The sequence below is a fragment of the Pelagicoccus sp. SDUM812005 genome (assembly GCF_031127875.1).
GTDB lineage: Bacteria > Verrucomicrobiota > Verrucomicrobiia > Opitutales > Opitutaceae > Pelagicoccus.
Map to the genome: position 1 here is coordinate 54,497 of NZ_JARXIA010000014.1, position 19,237 is coordinate 73,733.

A 19,237-nucleotide genomic window follows, 5' to 3' on the forward strand; every position below is an offset into this window, starting at 1 on the left:
GATAAGCTCACCATAAGGTGTAGCGTATCGTTCCGAAGGTTTGCGGACTCGTTTGCCCTTCGGACTGCCGACTCCGTCGTGTGACGCTAACGGCAAGGCGACCGAACTTCATCGTACGCTCCAGTCCGAACTCTAATTCCGAGACAATGCTCGACTTCCTTACGCTGTCGTACCCAGCGGGGAGAGGGCCGTTGAGCGCGCGGTCCCTGCCTACGTGTGCCGCAGTGGCCCGAGAGAAGTACCGGGTGGACGCGTGCTCCGAACGGTTAGGGCCTTTTCCCAGGCTAGCAACTAGTCCGATCTTTAGATTAGTATTGGCCATCCCCAAGGTGGCTTGCTGCGAGCTCGACAGGGTGAATCGGTAGTCGCTGGCAACTCGTCTCCTGTAGATTCGACTTTCCCGTTCGAGGGTTAGGTCGATTGCGATTTCGTTCCCTATCTGATGATCCCAGCCCCGTGGCTCCTCGCTGCTTATCAGTTTGTGAAACGAACGCTGCAAATCTCCAGCCAGCGAGTTTGGACCGAACGTTCCAGCGGTGATTGCCACCATTTTTCTCTGCTCCGTCGAGGTTTGCTCCTGGGAGAAGCGTACGTAGCTCCAGCCTGCATACGGGCGGTCGTTTGGAATATAGCGAGTCTCTGACAGGTCGGATGGCGTATATATCTTCTGGCCGATCGCGACACTTGTGGTTTTGGAAACGTACTGGCTATTGAAGCCGAGAATTCCGGGGGTTGGTGGGTGGTGAACCTCCTCGCCAGAATATTCGGTAGCATAAGAAGGATACGCGCGTACCCATTTGGATATGACGATCTCCAAGCCGGAGGTGTAATTTTCATCCGTTCCCGCAACTGCGTCGTTTTGCACTTCGACTGATACGAGCTTACCTTGGGATGCAATTAAAGGCATCCGCCCTAGTGATGCTAGGCAAAGGGCGAGTAAGAGATATGCCGACTTCATCGCTAGAAATGAGTTAGGCCGTTTGCGCTTTGCGGTATCCAAGCTCTTGCCCGAAGGCTTCGCGGAGTTTGTTTCTTGCGCGGGACATATGGCTGAGGACGGTGCCGCGCGGCATTCCCATTTTCTTGCCGATCTCAATAGCCGTGTAGCCTTCGAGTACGTTCAGTTGGATGGCGGTGCGTTCGGCTTGTGAAAGCATCGAGAGCGTAAGGTCCAGGTCCAAGCCGTATCCGGGCGTTTCGCTGCGAGAAGGTTCTGGAGCGTTCTCCAGCGAGCTGAAGCTGACGACTCGATTGCGTCTTACTTGATCGATAAACGTGTTTTTGATCGTTCGGAAGAGTATGTTTTTTCCTTCTACTTGACCGTATTTCCGGGAGAGCTTCATCCATGCAGATTGGGCGATGTCCTCAGCGTCAGCCTTGTTCCTCGTGAGGGACAAGGCGAAGCGGGTTCCCTCGTGGAGGAGCTCTTTGTCTGTGTGGTTGGCGCGAGTTGGTTTGCTTTTGTTCATGTTTCTCAGGTGGCGTTGGTTTTTCGTGATTTCCTCCGTTTTTTTCGGAGGAAGTGATTGCCCTCCCATAAACATGCGATGCGCCATATTGGACGATAGTCTCGTAAGTTGTTGCAAGACAGTAGCTAAAGATTCCTTATCGAATATCTAAATGACACGAAATATCGTGATAATCGATTTGCTGTGGATTAAGGACACGAAATATCGAGGCGTGGACTGGCGCACCTTCGATACCTGTTTTGCTCGAGATCTAGCGAGACAGAGCAGCGTACGAGCGTTCCCACCGGGCTTAGTCTCCCGGCTGCTAGGACTTTACCAAACGAAAGACGGCAGCCCTCAGATGAGAGCTGCCGTCACGTTTTAGATGTATCCAAAAGATGGATTAACTCGACTCCCGTCCCATGCGTTTCTTGGAGAGTATTCGGAACCCGATGAGTGCGAATGCTCCCAGAAATCCGATGTATTGAGTGGAATCAGGCACTTGCTCGACGGATATGCGCGCGATCTGGTCGCCTGCGAACAGATTGCTCGACAGGTTCGTTCCGGTGGCAAGGGGCCTACCGGAGAAGTTGTCCAGTCCCTCTTGGCCTAGGAGGGAAATAGAGCTGTTAATTGTATCGGTGCTGAAGCCCCCGAGCGCAGAAAGCGGAGCACCGAGGAAATCGTTTTCCTCCGTTCCAGCGTCCCATATGTCGGAACCGAACAGGTTGATTTCGAATCCATCCTGGAACTCCCCGAAAATATCGAAGAGTTCGAATTGGCTTGGCGACGGGTTGCCGAAAAAAATGTCGTTCGAGGGAACCAGCATCATGGCAAAACTCAGGTATCGATTGAGGGACGAATCCAGGTCGATCGTGAAAGATTGGGATTCGCCCGGCGCGAACAGGACGCCTGGCGGAGCGCCGCTTCCATCCTGAAAGAGGACGTGTGACTTGCTGCCGGAAACCTCAGAGATATTGGATACGAGGCCACTTGGATCTCCTGTTTCGGCGAGCGCTTCGATGCTGTCGGGGGCAGAAAGGCCTGCATCGAACGTATCGTAAGACCCGTCGTGGAATCCGAAAAACACGGGCGTGAACCAGAGCCCGTCGGGCTGGCTCACGTTCTCGACGTGTACTCTTACCGTTATGGCATGAGCGCTGATTCCGACCAATGTGATTGCGATAGTGAAGCCGCGGGTAGCGGCACGCTTAAGATAGTTTAACTGTGTATTCATTATTACATTTATGAGATGAGTTGTTTCGACCGATCTATGTAGGAGAGCATTTTTGCCCGGCGCCGCCTTTCCATACGGATAAGGAGTCTCGTCGGCTCAAATAAAAACAAAAAAGTTTTAACCGGAGCATTTGCGCCCCGTCCAATGAAAGAAGAAGGCTGTTATGCAGCCTTTTGGAGACTGATACGTTCTGTAGTGCATCTAAAACTACAGTACAAATGAAGAAGAGAACTATAATCTATTTGGCCCTAGCTATAGCAGCAGGACATGGTAATTTATTCGCGGAGCAATACTCTACGAAGCTATCCAGAGGACCGAAGTTAACTGAAGGAAACACCGCGAGCGATGCGCTCCCTCGTTATTCAGGTTCGCCAGCGTATGCCCGTCAGTACTCGGAGATAGTAGCGAAGGGCAAGGGGCGTCAGCCTTACAAGGCCGTCGAGGACAACCGAATACCCAGAGGCGGCCCACTTCGAAAGGAACGGCATCTGGCACGAACGAACGGAAGCAGCGGGAATCCAAAAGCGCGCTCCCTTTGGATGCGCTAGAACCCGTTTAAACAATTATGAAACAGACATTACTTGTAATAAATGCTAGCGCACGATCGACTCGTTCGCTCTCTCGCCGGCTAACTCAGCGTTTTACTGACGCTTGGCTTTCGCGACTACCGAATAGCAAAATTATTCATCGTGATCTAGCGGCGAGTCCTCCACCTCACGTAACTGAGGATTGGATTGCAGCTGTCTTTACGGCGCCCGAAGAGCGAACGGACGAGATGAAGCGAATCCTGGCATGGTCCGACGAGGCGATTGCTCAGTTAGATGCGGCTGGCATAATAGTTATCGGTGTCCCGATGTATAATTATGGTATGCCGAGTTCCCTGAAAGCATGGTTCGACCAAGTTATTCGCGTTGGCAAGACTTTCACTTTCGATCTAGCGAGAGGAGACTATCCTTTGGAGCCGATCATGAGCGGGAAGAAGCTCGTCGTTTTAAGCTCGCGTGGAGAGTTCGGTTTTGGGCCGGGAGGAATCCGAGAGAAAGTGAATCATTTAGATCCGCACATCGCAACCTGCGCTCACTACATCGGAGTTTCAAGCGATGATATTCAAACGATTTCCATTGAATATCAGGAATTTGGTGACGAAAGGCACCGTCAATCTTGCGAGGATGCCGAGAGTCAAATTGATGATCTTGTGTTCGACCTAACGTGTAGTAGTCAGCATCTACGCTGACCGATCGTGCTGTCTGCTCATGTAAAGTTGTCAGACTGTTTCAAGTACGCGGTCTGCCTGGTTGAGTTGCCCGACCTTTTCGTTCCAATGTTACTTGCCGTTTTGCCATGCCTGTCATGGCGTTCTGCCGTAAAACACATTTCCTTTGTAGGTGTGAGCGTGATTGTAGCTGTGCACCCATAGGTCCGGGTTCTTTTCACTTTCGCCAAAGATCGTGCTCGGGTGTTAGACATTAGAAACAGTCCTCAAGGTAATCTTCTATCTCTTTTTTAGAAAAGTACCACTTGTAGTATTTATCGCGTTTAACCCTTCGTGCCGGAAGGTCGCCCCTTTCAACGCGTCTAATAGCAGTGCGCCGGCTTATCTTTAGTAGCTCGGCGGTTTGTGTTAGGTCAATTAGGTCTCCATCGGAATTTGGAGACAGTGCTATCGTACTCATTATCCTAATCGCCTCATCCATCTTTTCATGGAGCTCTAGAATCTGCCTCTGTAAATCGACTAAGTCTAACGGCGGAAGCGGTTGAGAGCCCTCAGGACAGGGATGCTCTTCATTCGCATCGAAACGATCCTCATTGGTGTTAGACGACGTTTTGTCGTGTTCAGGGTTTTTGTTATATTCATGCTTGTCTGCCATGAATATTCTGCTGGAGCTTTAAGGGTTTAGCGGAAGTGGTTGGAGGCATTTATTTTGGTTAGTAGAAAATCTCATAACGTGCATTAGCTCGCTGTAGATGGTGTCTAATCGATGCATCTTTTTCTATGAAACCAAAACAACCCTGACGATTTGCGTCAGGGTTGTTGGGATAGGTTAAAAGTTTTAGTTACGATGCATCTTGGCCTGAGCCAAAAAGAATCGAGAGGGTTTTATGTATCTCTCTCAATTGCTCCGTATCGTGATTTTGGATCTGGTCCAACTCGCCATCGATGAGTGCTTGAGCAAATCCAGCGAGGCTTTCGAGCTTCTCGTAGGCGATCTGCTTTTTGACCTTTCGAATCTGACTATTCAGTTCCTTTAGCTTTTTATCTGGGTCTTTTTTCATGTTATTTCTTTGTTTTGTATTGTCGTGCTACGTTTTCGTAGTACCAAAAGATTTGGTTGATGCAGTGGTAAGTAGTCGATTCGGGTTGCGTCATAATTTCGTGGAGGAACTTGATCCGCTTCCGCATTAGTCGCCGTGATGCGATGTAGGCAGACTGGTCGATTTTGGCCTTAAGTTGCGATCGCTGCTCTTCTAAATTCTTCTCTCGCTCCTCAAGGGTTTTTAGGTCATTGGTCATAATAGGTTATATGACGTGAATTACCAAATCTCCAAATCTAGAGGGTTTATAGGCCTATTGCTGGATTGATCCTGTCCATGCTCCTTCTTGGGTATAGAATCAGACATGTTATCTTTAGCGGGAGTGAGAAATTCTAGGTCGACTAGCAATTGAGCTTGCTCTCGCAGTTCTTCAAGGAGGCTGATCGCCTCCGAAAACCCTCTATTCCGTGTTTCTGTGCGTGGATCGGAGAGATGTAGTTCCAAGCGGGAAAGCTCAGCACCGAGTGTTGTCAGCTTCTCGGAAAACTGCTGTTTGATACGCTTTTGTTTCTTATCAGTGGTGGTTTCGATGTCGCTGACATTAGGTCCATCAAGGGTTTGCATCTTATCCCATCGAATCAACATGACATCGACTGATTGTTTAGTGTCGTGAATCGCCTTTTGGGCGTCCCGCTCAACCAAAAAGTAGCCTCGAAGGGCCGTGAGATTGTTGAAAGCATGCGAAAGTCCCAGGTGCGCTCTGTTCAACTCGGTTAAAACGACCTCGGCATCCGTTCGCTTGCTGTAAGTCGAGGGTTTTTCGACTATTGAAGTGGTTTTGGAATTGTCCTGCAGCTCTTCTTCAGCGATAGCGTCTGGTGATCGTTGTTCGGTTTCTGCAGGAAGGTCTTCCGAGGTCTCAAGTTGGTAACCCGTTCGCAACAGGTCTTTCAGGTCGGCCAAGAGATCTAGGGTTTCTACGTTCCTCGCGATGATGTCCCGTCTGCCTTGGACGTCATTATGCAACAATACAGGTGCCAATTTCGCTGCTTCTTTCAGCCTAAGTCGAATCTGAGTGAGTAGCTTCGATGCTCCTACTTCAGGGTTACCTTTGGAGTTCTGCTCCTCGACATTACCACTTTTGATAGTATCATGGAGGTCCTCACAAGTGCCTGAATTTGAAGTCTCGTTGATTGCCTTTTGCAGATTTTCCAAGCGCATACTCGAATCAGCAAAGGTGTCTGCCACAATAGGACTTCCTGGATACAAGGTTAGAAGACTGTTGGTTTCCGCTATGGCTGCCCTCAAGTCCTCCAATGCAGATTCAACCCAATTCTGCGAGCGGTCGGTTGAGGTCTTTTTAGACTTCAAACGCTTCAGCTTCTTGTTGCCTGAAACCCCGTGACTGAAGATTCTATTTGCGTGTTCGATAGGGATCGGCGGAGTTGTAGAGGTAATCGTGGTTTTGTCAGTTTCCTCCTCCACGGGTTGGACCGAATGAAAACGACTCGAACTTAGCTGGCCTGGGACAGTCGATAGGGTTTTCTCCGTAGACCTTCCAATTTCCTCCGACTCAACGGCCCTAACGCTTGGTATCTTCTTTGACTCAAGATCGCTTCGCCCAGGATCGATCTTTGCGATAGTTGCATCAACGCAGAGGGTTCTGGCTTCCTTGTGCTGCTTGAGTTCGGCGATCTTTTCCCGAATTTCGATCGCATCTAAAACCAGCTCATTGTGCTTACGGATGGTATTGTTGAGTTCGATTCTAGCTCCCGATTCGAGCCCGTTGCCTTGATGACATTGGCGGCGTAGGTCGAGGCCGCTCTCGCGATAGGAGCGGTGTTCGTATTCTAGGGTTTTGTTTAAACCGTGTTTTCCAAGCACGTGATTTAGGACGCGGCTAAGTTCTATTTTCCATTCTTTGAGTTCCATTGCGAAGGTGTTACGGTCCAGCAGTATGTTGAGTCTCGTACCTGGCTGGACTCCCTGATCGTACTCGTAGTTTGGAACCAAAAGATGAGCGTGAGGGTTTCCTTCCTTGTCGTGAATTGCGACCCAGACGAGAGTGTTGTACTTGTTTGAAAGGTACTCTGCGAAAGCCCATGTGACTTCTTTTAAGGAGCCATCGATGGTTTGCAGCTCGAGAGGCAGTTCGATCACAAGGTCTCGACCGAGGCACGAGTCCTTTCTTTTTTCCGATTTTTCGAATTCCTTGAGTGTCTGTTCAAGGGTTGTTCCCTCGGCGAGTTTGCCGACCATGCCAGAGGCGAGTATTTCGGAGGCTTTTGATTTTAAATAATAGTAGGACCGACCCGTACGGCTGTCCTTCAGATTTTTCGCGAATCGGTAAGCGATGAGCCCTGCATAGGATTTACCTCGCGATCGTGTCTGTCGATGGGCCCGTAGGTAGGTTCGCCTTATCGTCTTTCCGTCTATTACGAGTTGTCTGTGTTTTCTTTTCGCCATGGTTTATTTTTATGGCGGTTTTCTGCGGATCTCCAAATTTGGTGTCGCAGACGGTTTTAGTGTAAGAGCGAGTGGTTCCTAGCGATTCCGCGGTGATAGGGTTTGCGCGAGACGAATTGATTCGGGCTGGACGGGGATTTGACCTGATTTCGGATGAAAAATCTGGTCCACTCGGCTACCGAGAGTTCGGATCGCATGTCGATCGATTGAGGAACTCTCATTTCGGACACTTATCCACTAGCGGAAACCTCGGTTTTTCTAGGATATTTTTGGTTTCCCATCACTACCCAACACTAATTGCGCAAGGAAAGGATATGACCATCAATTCCGATCTCGATTTCGGAGGTACTGTGAGAACAGACCTAGGGCTGTCGGATATACCCAATTGGGAGATTACTCAACGCGCGCTCAGACGAAGAGTTGCGGTTGTGATTTGGGGACTTCGAAACTTCTTTTTCGGGGGAGGGATCCCAAGTAGATGAGTATTGTTTTTTTTGAAACCGGGAAATAGTGGATTTCTTTAATGGGCTTCGATGATTTTTTGCAGCTTAGGGTAACCGTATGCGGCGCCTCCGGTTTGGACGTTGAGGTTGTCCAAAATATTGGCTTTGCCTTGACCGTGAGTGTGACCACAAAGCACAGTTAGGGTTTTGTCGGGATTCGTTTCCATGATCTCGAAGAGGACGGCGCCCATGGCGTGGCTAGTGAAGTGAGGAAGGAAGTCGTCGCCCGATATCTGGCCTTCGTGCCAGCAAGCTTCCTTGAAGGGAGGCACGTGGGTAAGGAAGATGACGCTTTGGTACTTCTGGAAAGCTTGGGCGAGGGTCGACTTCGCTTCGGCTGCGGCTTGGTCGCCGAGCGCGGCGAGCTTCGCGAATCGTTCCGCTGCGCCGAGTCCTTTGAGTTCTTCGATCAAGCGGAAGTCGTTTAGCTCGATGGTACTTTTGTCCGTGCTTCCGAGCCTGCCGTCGGCCCAGCCGTCGTGCCCGACGAGGGCGGTGGTGGGAGTGAGCTCCACCACGCCGCAGCGGGTCAGGTAGCGCATTTTTTTGGAGTCTTCGGAAAGCTGCTGGGCCTCGGCTTTTACGCGGTCGATGGAACTGCCGTAGAAGTCGTGGTTTCCGAGCACGAAATAGATCGGCTTGTCGATCAGGTGTTCGAGATCCTCGAGGTAGCCGACGAAGGAGTTCGCGGTTCCGGTGTCGCCTCCGACGAGTACGATATCCGGCTTTTCGATACGGATGCGTTTGCAGAGCTTTTGAACGCGGTCGAAGGATTTGACGAACTCGAGGTGCAGGTCGGTGAGCCAAGCGATGCGCTTGGGTTTGGTAGAATTGGGAGAAGTCATGGTTTGAAGAGTTGCTTAATGCCAGAAGAGCGGTGGAAGGTTCATTTGGTCCGGCAGACCACTGGATCCGTTGCAGGGGAATCAGATGCTGCCAAAGAAAAAGAGGAAAGTTGGCAAAGGAGAAAAAGAAATTGGGGCGCTCGGCCTCGAGTGGCCGGGAATTGGATGTTGGAAAGAAGGCAGAGTTCTCAGACTCCGCCTTCTGGCGTTTTTTAATTAGATACTGGTTACGATTGGACGACGGATTCTGCCGGAAAGGATGACTGCGCGCATCGTGGTTCGATGTTCAGGGTTGTTGGCATCGGCCATGGGGATACGTCCCAGTTTTGGGCCACGTTGTAGCAATGCATGTCTTCGAAACGTTCGTATCCTGCGGCTCCGGTATCGTGGCCGAAGGCGTGAACGTACGGGCGAGTCTCCTGGACGCGGCACCTTAGGGTGAGGCAACCCAGGTTGTCGTCGGGAGTGGACTCGTCGAGGACTCCGAAAGGAGGAACGTGCGTGGCGAGGATGTCCAAGTCCTCAGGAATGGAGTTGGCGAGGGCCTCGACGTCGTCGAGGGTCTGCAAGCCGAAGCGCCTATTGTCCTGCCAGGAAAAGAAGGAGGCTCCGAAAATTTTAAAACCTTCGACTTCGACGAGCTTGCCGTTCAGCAGTGTGGCCTCCTTGAGCTTTCCGCTTCTGTTGGCCTGGTCGAGGAGAACTGGGTCGTCGTTTTCGCCGGGGATGAAAAACTTGTGTCGGAACTGTTGATTGGCGAACCACTCGTTGAGCTTTTCCAAATCGGGATCTTGTTCGCCCTTTGAGTAGAAGTCGCCGCAGTGGATTAGGATATCGCCTCCGAATACGAAGGGGACGTTCATGCGATGGGTGTTTGAGATGAAGGTAACGTGCATTGTCTGTTTGGGTGGTATCGAAAATTTGGTGATGCTTCAGCGGGTCAGTTCTCGTCGAAGACGACGTCGTGGAACTTGACGCGAATTGGCAGCGAATGGTCTTTCAGGAATAACTCGAAGATCCCGTCGAAGTCGGGGTTGCGAACTTCTTTGCCTCTTTCTTCTGCCATGAGGTAGATGTAATTCCGGATGTGGACCTTCGCTTCGGGCAGAAACCCGTCCATGGCAAGGATCAGGGCGGTTTCGTATTCGACGGCTGCCGTGTCGCCGCATGCGTCGTAGGCTTCGCGAATGGTCCAGTCTGCCTCTTCGACCCGGTTCTGCCTCCCGAGCGCGAAGGCGAGGTGGGTGTAGGATCGTGGAGACTTTGGATCGATGCTAAGATGCAAGCGCGTCAAGGACTCGAGGAGCGGCCACGCTCCGGCTAGCCATGCTCTGTGCATGAAATAGTAACTCAAGCCCGGGTTGCCGGCGCGAATGGCTTTTGCGATGGGTTCGGAATCTTCGTTCGTCAGCTGTCGCTTGGCTCTTAGCTGAAGGACTTCGTTCAGGTCGATTTTATGGATGTCTTTCATAGGATTGGATATATGGAAAGGCCCCGAGCGTCGGAGACGTCGGGGCCTATTGGGTTTGTTTTCGCTTCTGTCGTTCGCTGAAACGGGCCAATGCATCGGAGGGGCCGGCCGAAGGGCGGTTCCGAGATGGCTTCCGTCGCGCTGGCTCAAGTGCTGCAGTGGAAAGCCGGTTACGCTTTCCCCGTGCCTTCGGTGTCCGACTGGATTCCGTTGTCCTTGAGGAAGGCGTAGTAGGCTTTTCCGAATTCGGTAAAGCTGGCTTTGTCGTCGCCGCTCTCGGAGGCGAGGAGCCGATGCATGGCGAAGTAGAGCTGCGTTTGGTCGTGTTGGCCGAAGGTACCGCAGACGACTGCCATTTCCTTCATGTAGCGGGAAGCGGATGGGCAACGCTCGTAGCCGAGTTTGAGCAGGTCGTCGGACTCCTGCTGGCGGTCGAGATGGGCGTAGGCGAATGCGAGGTAGATGTAGGGACGTGGCGATTGCGGAGCACTCAGGTTGTGTTCCCGAACGCAGCTTTCCAGCAGCAGCCAGTTTTCCGTTTCGCAGGCTTCCCGCATCAGGGCGAAGCTCGCGGCCTCGTCGCCGGCCTCGATCTGTTTCCCGAGTTTGGAGAGTTGCTTTTCGCTGAGCCGCTTTCTGCGGCGGCGTGAGCTGCCTTGCTGGGCTTGTTCCTTCGATGGTTTCAAGGGTTTTGTTCTCCGCTTTTTGAAAGGCATGTTCTGACCTCTTTGGGGTCGAATCGAACCAGTCTGCCGATCTTGATATAGGGAACCCTCTTTTCCGCCTGCATCTTCCTCAGCCAGCGAAGCGAGGGGCGCGAGGCCTCGTCGAAGAGGATTTCGAGTAACGTTATCCCGTCCACTAGTTTGGTTGGTTCTCCATCTTTCATGATGCGGACCTTTCCTCTTTAAGGTTTTCGAGGGTTTTGCTTCCACCCCCTAAATCCATAGTGAGCTCGACGAGTGGGCCGACTTTACCAGAATCCATGCAGTAGTAGCGTTGCAGTTCGAAAGAGATCAGAATATTTATTCGATTTGCTGAACCATCCTCGCAAGCGGAGTTTCCCGCGTAGAGCGAGTCGGTGGTCGGACTTAATTCGAATGCGTCTCCAACTTTGTTAAGTACGATTAGCGTCGATTGGGATGTCGAATTCGGTGTCATTTTAACAATTAGTGATTTTTTATTACTTTTTAGATGCATCTAGATGAACGAAGATGCGTACTCAGGAAGTGGATACAAATTGGTCTGGACTGACGTGCCGCCATTCGCTGAGTTTGCTTCATGAAAACGATAACGAATTTTGCAGTGTCCCTCGAAAAATCGGAAAAGGCTCTCGCCAGTATGGATCTGGAAAAGGTTTTTCGAAGGGTTTTTCCCCGTTACCTAAGACACTATAAGGCGAGCGTTCAGCAGGATCGGGCGGGCACAGACTACTACGTCGTGACGGAAACGGTGACGGTTCAGGTCGATATGAAGGTGCTGTCTCGCGATCCCGGCTGGAAGTCGGGCTGGAGCTCGTGCCTGCCGATCGAGCTCTGGTCGGTCAAGGACCGCTGGATCTGCGGATACGATGGAAACGCGGATTTCGTTTTGTGGGTTTACCGCGATTCGAATCGAGTCGTGCTCGCTCGTCGTAAGGAGTTGCGTGACTACGTCAACCTACGCCGACTGGAATGGATGTTCTTTCTAAAGGAATACGAAAGCCAGACGCGTAGCTGGAACGGAACGATCTACACCTCCAGCTTCGTTTGGCTTCCCTTTTTCGTGGTGGCGAAACAGGGTTTTTTCTACCAGTACAAGGTTGCGTGAGACCTATGCCAGGATCTATCCTTTACGAGGATCATCACCAAAACGAAAAGGTGAGGGGGGTAGGTCCTCACTTTGTGGAAGCGAACGGGGGGATCTCGGTGATGTTTCTGGAAAGTATGGAAGTTCGGCACGCTTTGGTTCCTGTTGTTTCGCTATCGATACAGTAATGTTCGCTAGACCGTGCGGACTATATAAACCGACATCATCATTCGAAAAATACGCGACAATGAAGCCAGGGTACGGCGGAACGCCGCGGACCTGGCTTCGTTTTCAGACCGTTTTTATGTAGTAACCTCGCAGAAATTCCATCGCTAGGCGCTCTTGACGGAAAAAAATCCTCCGTGGCGTCGAAATGCAGGTACGCTCGTCTTTGTATGGCTTCCAGCTGCCGGCTTACCCTTTCATCAAGGAAGCGAGGTCGACTGACGACTATTGGTGAATTGCCCGATTGGAAAAAGTATTTCAGTTCAACGGTTTGGTCCTCGTACGCGGTCATCTGGGCCTGCAAGAATAGTGGACTGTGCATTAGCCGTATCTGTTCTTCCTCGTCCGGCCAATCGCAGAATGGAAACGTCAAAATGCAGTAGCCTTGATCGTAGGTGATGTAATTCTTCGGTATAGGTTTCTTATTCCTCCAATATACGAACTTAAATCCTTGAATTTTATCAAGGAACCGGCCGCAGAGACGAGTAACTTCCAGCGGGTCCGTCGCCTCCACAAGACCTTCGCTTATTACATTGAAGGAGTTGTAGGCTTTTGCGAGCTCTCGCAAGTGCACTTCGTTTCGATAATTTAGGCCGTGTAAGTGCATAAACCCTCTCGTTTTATCCACTTCTGAGACCTGTAATTCAGCCTTTGCCAATATCAACTCGATTGGCGTAGGGATCCATATGGACTTACTTTTCATCTATGGTCCTCCTGATTCACGGCCGAGGGTTTATGACCCGCTTCGCCGTTTCGATTCGTTTTGTATCCTCTGCTGAACTCAAGAGAGGATTGTGTTGTGCATAAGTTTTCATGTTTCCTTTTTGATAAGGGTTTCCAGGGCCTCCAGAAGCAGAGGCTTGCGGACGTATGTTATGCGCCTCTTTAGTCAGATTCAAAATCCGACGATTGAGCTCGTGCCGGCGTTTTTTTTCGACCGTGAACGATTGATTCCCTGTTAACTGCTACTCGGCTGCGCCCCGATATCGTCTATGAAACAACCCTGTGAGATTTTTCCTTGTAGGACTCTATCCTTGTCCACCCGAGGGCGGCGAAACCAATCGTTTGGCTCACTGACGGGAGATGTCGTCAACTCTACCTGTCTATCAGTTACTGGTGTTCTCCAATTAGCTGCTCGAAGAGCTCAGGGTTTTTGATGATTGCTAGGATCTCATTTTTCATCTCTTTGCGGGATTCCCTAGCTGCTTTTAGTCGGTCGATCTCGAATTAAATCCGGCTGCGTTGGAGTACGAGGAAATCGATTTCTTTCTGGCAGCCCTCGACCGACTTCAGGTCCATGGTTTTGAGCGAGGTATGGATTAGGTCGTTGCGTTCTTTGGTGAGTTTGCGGACGCGGTCCATCCATTCAGTTTTCGCTTCGTCCTTGAGTGGGATACGATAGTTGAACCCGACTTTCAGGTGGTTGGATTGATCGTTCGCTTGGCTCGGAACCAAATCTGGTACGACCTCCTCGAGGAATCGCGTCGAAATAACGCCCCAGGGTTTGTTGTTCAGTCTGGGGTTGCTCCGCGGAATCGAGGGTTAACTCGAAATTGGATCTGGAAACCAGGTCTTTCAAGAGCAGCTCCATAAGCTTGAATCGCATGACATTGCGACCTATCTCCTGGCAGAGTTTGTCCCGAGCTTTTTTGCGAGTCGTTTGGCGCAGAGGGTTTGTTCACTTGAGGAGGTGATTTATTCTTCAGTGAAATCATCGTTGGTCAGGGGGGCGATTTAAATTGTTTCATCGTTCCTACTTTGGGCACAAGTTGAAGCGTTTCTTGTTCTTTTTCAGTGCGGACGTCACGGAGTTCGATGAGTTGCTTGGATTCGGGATTCTTTGCTAGAGTGAGGTAAACTTCAGCTCGGCAGATCCGTATTAGAATGCATGTCTACTTTCGGCTTTCCAACTCTGGTCGAGAGGGTTCTTCGTTTTTCCCTTCCGCGTGCGAAATCGCTTAAGCTTGCCTGTATTTTGGTGGTCTTGGCGACTGGATCGCTATCGGGGGAGAGTCTCCAAAAGGGCCCTGTCTATTTCTATGATCGCTACGGTTCGCAGAAATCGAGCAAGGCGGTTTTGGGGTACAAGATCTACACCCCATTCAAGAGTACCCATGTACCGATCGATCAACCGTGTTTGCTTCGCAAGTACAGCAAGGACGGAGTTCGGCTTGAGGTCTTGTTCTCTGATCCTGGGCTTGAGGCTCTGTGGGTACGTATCTCGCTCCAAAACAAGTTCACCGACGAGAGCCTAGCTGCGGCGCTAGCTGCCTATGGTAACGGCTGGAAGCGGGTACGGTCGGACTCCACTGTGGGGTTGGAGATCCCTATCTTGTACGCGAAAACAATCTTCCAAAGCGAGGAAGGCAGGCTCGCCTACTTCTTCGCGACGACCAAGCAGCTGATGATCTACTCGACTGACGCTATCGATGCGTCGAAGGCATTCCATCAGAGGCGAGCGGAAGAGCAGGCGAAGGTGCCGGTGTTTTAATTCATAACGATTTGGAGGACCATTAGACGGTTCGCCGTACCTGATGTTGCTAGTTTAAAGCATTCTGGCAATCAAACGATCTATCGATTGGGAATCTATGCCTCCGTTTGGAAGGTCCTCTGTTACGATTAGAATGCCATTGGGGCCAGTTCCTTCAGAGGTTGGCAAGATTCCGTTTTCGCGGTACCACGCTTTTTTACCTTCCCATCGCTGGGCATAAGATGGATCTGAAAGCATGCCACAGTGCTCCCAGTAGTAGGTGATGCCTAGATCATCGTCGTCTATCGTGAAGTCGGGGTATTTGGTCGTCCCTCCAAGTTCGAGTGGCAGCTCGTACTGATAGTTGATACCTTTGCTGTGCAGCATGTTGGCGATGATTACCTCTGACTTGGATCTTACAGCTTCACCCCTGCTAGTGATATGGATGAGCCGACTCTCTAAAAACTGACTCGTATAGCGAATCTCAATTGGGTCGGGAGATCGGAACAGATTGGTGAGGCGGGAGGCTGATGATGAAAACCGTTTTGAGCTTAGTTTTTGAATGTCGCTGGCAGTGCCTTGATGCAGGACGACGACCCGTTTCTTTTGTCGCGTGAGTGCAGTATAGATCAGTTCCCTGGTTAGAAGTAGGGGCGACTTGGGAAGTACTAGGAATACGATTCCGAACTCACTCCCTTGTGCTCTATGGACAGTTAGTGCGTAAGCTAGATCAATACTAGCGTTCCCTTCTTCGCTGAAGTCCGATGCTGAGAATTTGAAAACCTGTTTGGGTTGGGTCGAGAATTCAACTTCTAGGTCCTTGGGATCCCAATACTTCTTTTTGGTTCGGCGATGCCCCACTACCATACCGATTTCTCCGTTTGCGAGGTAGCCATTCGAGCTTGGCTCGGGGTAGATTCGTTTTTTGTAGAAAGGCGAATTGCGATTGTTGATGACTTTGTCGCCATAGATTATCTGAGAGTCACCCATTGGCCTTGGAATGCTGAGTTTCCACTTTGGCGTTCTAGCGACCTGGATCTGTATTCCTTTGTAGCGAGAGTGAATAAATCGGTTTACTTGTTCTGTACCCCATGGCTGTTGGCGTACTGGACTGAGGATTTGCCACGCTTCTGCATTCTCTCCTGCACCCGTTTTTCCGTCCCACCCAACATTAAACCAAGCAGATCCTTTTGCATCGATAACGCCACCAAGACTTGCTGAGAATGATCTCCATTCTTCTTCATCGGGCTCGAAGCCTAGGTTTTCAGCCAGTACGCTTGGAAGAAGGCTCTCAAGTTCGTCTGGAGTATCCCATTGTATGAACTTTATGTAGTCGCTCTCTCTCTGGCCTGATAGGATTTCAAACACTTGGTCTTCGCCAGGTTCGCTGCTCTGGCCTCCGAACCATGCAGCCAGCTGTAGGTCTTCTCTGTTCCCAGCCCCTTGTCGTCTTGGAACGGTCAATTCAGCGTACGCCTTTGAAACTCTTGGAAACTGATTGCTGATGTCTTCTGGAGCGAGTTCGGCTACAATATCGACGAAAGGTCTGCCTGCTCCAATGGGTGGAAGCTGATTGGGGTCGCCGACGAAGATTAGACGATGGACTCCCGAGATTGCTTCGAGAAGTGCGGCCATCATCTCTTCTGTGAACATCGAACATTCATCAACTATGACAGTCCGGCCGACGTTCTTTCCCGGCTCCCCTGTTGTTTGGTATCGCTGAGTTTCAGGCAGGTAGCGCTTGGAGGAGCTCAAAAATTGTGCGAGAGTATATGCTTTGTAATTAGAGATTCCTGCTTTCTTGGTCACGTCCTCCATGCGCACTCTGGCCTTGCCAGTAGGAGCCAAGAGTAAGATTCCACCTTCGCTTACTTCAGGCCTATGACAGAGGATTGAGAGCAAGGTTGTTTTTCCTGTTCCGGCTGGGCCAATCAATACGCTAAATCGTGAAGATGCCAATTCGGCAAGTGCTGATGCTTTTTCTTCTCGGGCTCTTGCTTCGAGTTGTCGCTCTTTAGCCTGTTCTGGAAGCTCGCCTAGCTTCCGGTTCAATTCTTCAGCCCAATCGACAGAAAGCGTGTGGCGATTGGCATCCTTTCGTTTGAGAATAGTGCTGCGAATACGATCTCCATAAGTGGCGTATCTGTTTAGTTGATACGCTTGTTTTCCGTTGGCCATTTTGATGATTCGAATTTCACCGTCGAAATGCTCCTCTTCAGTAACAGCTAGAAGATCTGAAGTAACTGGAGTTACCTCTTCTGAGCGGTTGTCATCCAGTTTTCTTAAAGAGACAATTAAGTCGTCCTTGGGCTTTAAGGTATCTCCCTTTGTCGAAGCGCTTTCCAGCTCCCTTATAACCAAGGCACGCAGTCGACGACCATCTACGGCAGTTTTGATGTTTGTCGGTTCGGTCTGCGGAAATTTATCCCGAACTAAATTGGTCGGAAAAAGGCCTCGATCTACTGTACCGATTTCAATGGGCGATGCCGTGAGCCGTGCTGATTCGTAAATAAGGTAAGGATTGCGGAGATAGTCGTTATCCTGAACTTCAATGCCTTTCTGGCGTCGATTTTCGGGGATTGCAATAATGTCGGCTTGTTCCCTCGTTAGATCGATCCTGCTGAGCAGTTGAAGAAACTTCCTTCGCTCATCGGGCATCTTTTTCCAGGACTTCGCGATTGTGTCGTCGATACAGTTTGCGAGGTCTTGTGGCAGTTCATTGATCGGATCATCAAGAACGGATTCCCAAATTGACCATGGATTCTCGGAGTCAGCAGCCTTTTCCGATATATGTTGAGCCATGAAATACCCCATCCTGATCCCTGTTGAAGCCAGCAATGCACCCATTCCAGGGAAGGGACCGCGTTTTTTCCAAAGCCTGCCGAGCTCATTATCTATCCACTCTTCCTGCTTGCGGATAGATATGTTGAAGAGCTCGCTTGCTCGTGCGAGAGCAGCTTTGCATGATAGCAACGAACTAATCGCTGAGTCGTGGCTCACCAGTTCTGTGGCATATGAAAACTCTTCAAATCGATCTTCCGGAGCATAGGCCACTACCTCTGCGGGGTCGAAGTTCCGTCCTTCATCGCATTTTTCAAGAGCTTCGTGATAGGGTAGCAAGAAGCCATCAAACTGGTTGGGCCTAATTGAGTGAACTACCATACGCTCCCAAAGTAGGCTTCGAATCTTACCGGAAGGATCGCCTTTGTAGTTGTATTCTGTTAACCCCTTGATTGCATTCACGCGACCAACACCTACGATAACTCGGCGTCCAGTGTCCTCTGCTAGAGGAACTTGTTTCGCGTAGAAGAATACTAGGGACTCTTTTGGCTGGATGTGCTTCCAAAAGCAATCTAGTATAGCGTGGTGATTGCGGTAATCCTGTACCCAGCCCGTGTTGAAAGGAAGGCTAGGTTCGTAGGATTCGTCGACACTAGATAGTGGGAATTCGTCGATCAGCCCTTTGTTTCCGTTTTGTGGATCGCCGAAAATGAATTTCTTCATCATCCAGCGAAACGGTAGCGCAGCTGCAGCATAAGCTGGAAAATGAAGGTTTGTAGGAGCGAAGTGTGCGTGGGTTTTCGGCGAGGTTTTGCTGTATGGGTGTTCATGTGTTCGCTTGAATGCGAAATCAGCCATGAACGTACCTCTCTCTTTCGTACACGGAGGGAAACTAGCGGGATCCATGCTTTGGATGGAACGCCCTGACAGAGCTTGTTCATCGCTATCGCTTTTGTTGTCAGCGATATTTCGTAGCTTTAGGCACGATGTGTTGCGACTTGGGCATTTGCAGACTGTTCCGTTCCATCCGCTATCATGCCAAGGCACGCGAATCGAAAGGTGACGTAGAGGGAAGTCGAACATGCAGAGAGTTGGTTTATGGATGCGTGTGAATGCTAGGAATACAATTTGTTTAGAATCGTTTGGGTGATTTCGAACTTCATCGTGCCAGGGATGTTTAGCATTGTACTTCCGTGGGCGTGAGCGTTGCGGGTCCTGGGGAGAGATTTCGAAAGTGGGCCGAAGTAGTCGTGGTCTTTGTCTTGTTCTTCGATTGTGAAGTCGGACTCTTCGTATTCGATGAATTCCAGATCTTCGCTACGCAGTTTTTCGATATGCTCAAAATCTCGCCTCGCTTTCGCGTTCATCTCTACTTGATGCCACCAGATCCTAAAGTCTTCGTTTACAACTAGTTTCTCGTCATGCACGTACCGGAGTAAAGGGCCTAAGGTTAAGTCACCGAATCGGTTTCGGTAGTTGTTCCCCTTTTTTGCTTTGTCGTAAGCGGGGATAATCGGATCTAGCTTTTCGCGGAGGCCTAGTTCGAGAGCGGAGAGCAGTTGTCGTTCTGCGACTGGGTAAAAGCGATAGACGAACCAAGCGTAGAGGTTGAGGTTCTTGGCTGTTTCGAATTGGACTTGGATTCTCTCGGGGATAGCGTCGATCAGTTTGAATTGATCGATACTTTGGATACGTTTCTCGAGAAGTCTTTGGTTCTCTGCACTCAAGCAGTTTTGATCTGAAATTCCTC

Annotated in this window: 17 protein-coding genes; 3 read left to right on the top strand and 14 right to left on the bottom strand. The window is 50.4% G+C overall.

Annotated elements, in window-relative coordinates; all coding sequences use genetic code 11:
• Positions 1-7: 7 nt before the first annotated feature.
• The 3 genes from QEH57_RS16055 to QEH57_RS16065 all read right to left on the bottom strand — a co-directional run bounded on the left by QEH57_RS16055 (position 8) and on the right by QEH57_RS16065 (position 2,685).
• The gene (locus QEH57_RS16055; protein ID WP_343224789.1) at positions 8-958 is read right to left on the bottom strand and encodes a lipid A deacylase LpxR family protein; all 951 of its coding nucleotides are present in this window, start codon (positions 956-958) and stop codon (positions 8-10) included.
• A 13-nt stretch (positions 959-971) separates the two neighbouring features.
• Positions 972-1,469, bottom strand: coding sequence for an RNA polymerase sigma factor (locus tag QEH57_RS16060; RefSeq protein ID WP_309007781.1), 498 nt, complete (start codon positions 1,467-1,469; stop codon positions 972-974).
• Positions 1,470-1,851: 382 nt separating this feature from the next.
• Positions 1,852-2,685, bottom strand: a complete 834-nt coding sequence (locus QEH57_RS16065; protein WP_309007782.1) for a spondin domain-containing protein — start codon at positions 2,683-2,685, stop codon at positions 1,852-1,854.
• A 565-nt stretch (positions 2,686-3,250) separates the two neighbouring features.
• Here QEH57_RS16065 and QEH57_RS16070 point away from each other — a divergent pair.
• Positions 3,251-3,919: an NAD(P)H-dependent oxidoreductase gene (locus QEH57_RS16070; protein ID WP_309007783.1), complete on the top strand. Its 669-nt coding sequence runs from the start codon at positions 3,251-3,253 to the stop codon at positions 3,917-3,919.
• 232 nt (positions 3,920-4,151) lie between these two features.
• Here the strand turns inward: QEH57_RS16070 and QEH57_RS16075 are convergent, their stop codons facing one another.
• The 8 genes from QEH57_RS16075 to QEH57_RS16110 form a co-directional block, all read right to left on the bottom strand.
• Entirely contained in the window at positions 4,152-4,553 is a 402-nt protein-coding gene (locus QEH57_RS16075) for a helix-turn-helix domain-containing protein (protein ID WP_309007784.1), read from the bottom strand.
• Positions 4,554-4,740: 187 nt separating this feature from the next.
• Positions 4,741-4,959, bottom strand: coding sequence for a hypothetical protein (locus QEH57_RS16080; protein ID WP_309007785.1), 219 nt, complete (start codon positions 4,957-4,959; stop codon positions 4,741-4,743).
• A gap of 258 nt (positions 4,960-5,217) precedes the next feature.
• Entirely contained in the window at positions 5,218-7,404 is a 2,187-nt protein-coding gene (locus tag QEH57_RS16085; protein ID WP_309007786.1) for a MobA/MobL family protein, read from the bottom strand.
• A gap of 520 nt (positions 7,405-7,924) precedes the next feature.
• The gene (locus tag QEH57_RS16090) at positions 7,925-8,752 is read right to left on the bottom strand and encodes a metallophosphoesterase (protein ID WP_309007787.1); all 828 of its coding nucleotides are present in this window, start codon (positions 8,750-8,752) and stop codon (positions 7,925-7,927) included.
• 227 nt (positions 8,753-8,979) lie between these two features.
• A complete protein-coding gene (locus QEH57_RS16095; protein WP_309007788.1) occupies positions 8,980-9,615 on the bottom strand; it encodes a metallophosphoesterase in 636 nt (211 codons plus the stop codon).
• A 77-nt stretch (positions 9,616-9,692) separates the two neighbouring features.
• A complete protein-coding gene (locus QEH57_RS16100; protein ID WP_309007789.1) occupies positions 9,693-10,223 on the bottom strand; it encodes a hypothetical protein in 531 nt (176 codons plus the stop codon).
• 170 nt (positions 10,224-10,393) lie between these two features.
• A complete protein-coding gene (locus tag QEH57_RS16105; RefSeq protein ID WP_309007790.1) occupies positions 10,394-10,909 on the bottom strand; it encodes a hypothetical protein in 516 nt (171 codons plus the stop codon).
• Positions 10,906-11,112, bottom strand: a complete 207-nt coding sequence (locus QEH57_RS16110) for a hypothetical protein (protein ID WP_309007791.1) — start codon at positions 11,110-11,112, stop codon at positions 10,906-10,908. The genes QEH57_RS16105 and QEH57_RS16110 overlap by 4 nt, the downstream gene beginning before the upstream one ends.
• 416 nt (positions 11,113-11,528) lie before the next feature.
• Here QEH57_RS16110 and QEH57_RS16115 point away from each other — a divergent pair, with 416 nt between their 5' ends.
• Positions 11,529-12,032, top strand: coding sequence for a hypothetical protein (locus QEH57_RS16115; protein ID WP_309007792.1), 504 nt, complete (start codon positions 11,529-11,531; stop codon positions 12,030-12,032).
• 1,431 nt (positions 12,033-13,463) lie between these two features.
• Here the strand turns inward: QEH57_RS16115 and QEH57_RS16120 are convergent.
• Complete coding sequence (locus tag QEH57_RS16120) at positions 13,464-13,691, bottom strand: hypothetical protein (protein WP_309007793.1); 228 nt, start codon at positions 13,689-13,691, stop codon at positions 13,464-13,466.
• Positions 13,692-14,313: 622 nt separating this feature from the next.
• Between QEH57_RS16120 and QEH57_RS16125 the strand changes: the two genes are divergently transcribed.
• Positions 14,314-14,727, top strand: a complete 414-nt coding sequence (locus QEH57_RS16125; protein WP_309007794.1) for a hypothetical protein — start codon at positions 14,314-14,316, stop codon at positions 14,725-14,727.
• A 54-nt stretch (positions 14,728-14,781) separates the two neighbouring features.
• Here QEH57_RS16125 and QEH57_RS16130 read toward each other — a convergent pair whose 3' ends face one another.
• Both QEH57_RS16130 and QEH57_RS16135 read right to left on the bottom strand, forming a co-directional pair.
• Positions 14,782-18,213 (bottom strand): AAA family ATPase, encoded by a 3,432-nt coding sequence (locus QEH57_RS16130; protein WP_309007795.1) that lies wholly within the window; start codon positions 18,211-18,213, stop codon positions 14,782-14,784.
• A gap of 389 nt (positions 18,214-18,602) precedes the next feature.
• Complete coding sequence (locus tag QEH57_RS16135) at positions 18,603-19,214, bottom strand: hypothetical protein (RefSeq protein WP_309007796.1); 612 nt, start codon at positions 19,212-19,214, stop codon at positions 18,603-18,605.
• Positions 19,215-19,237 lie beyond the last annotated feature (23 nt).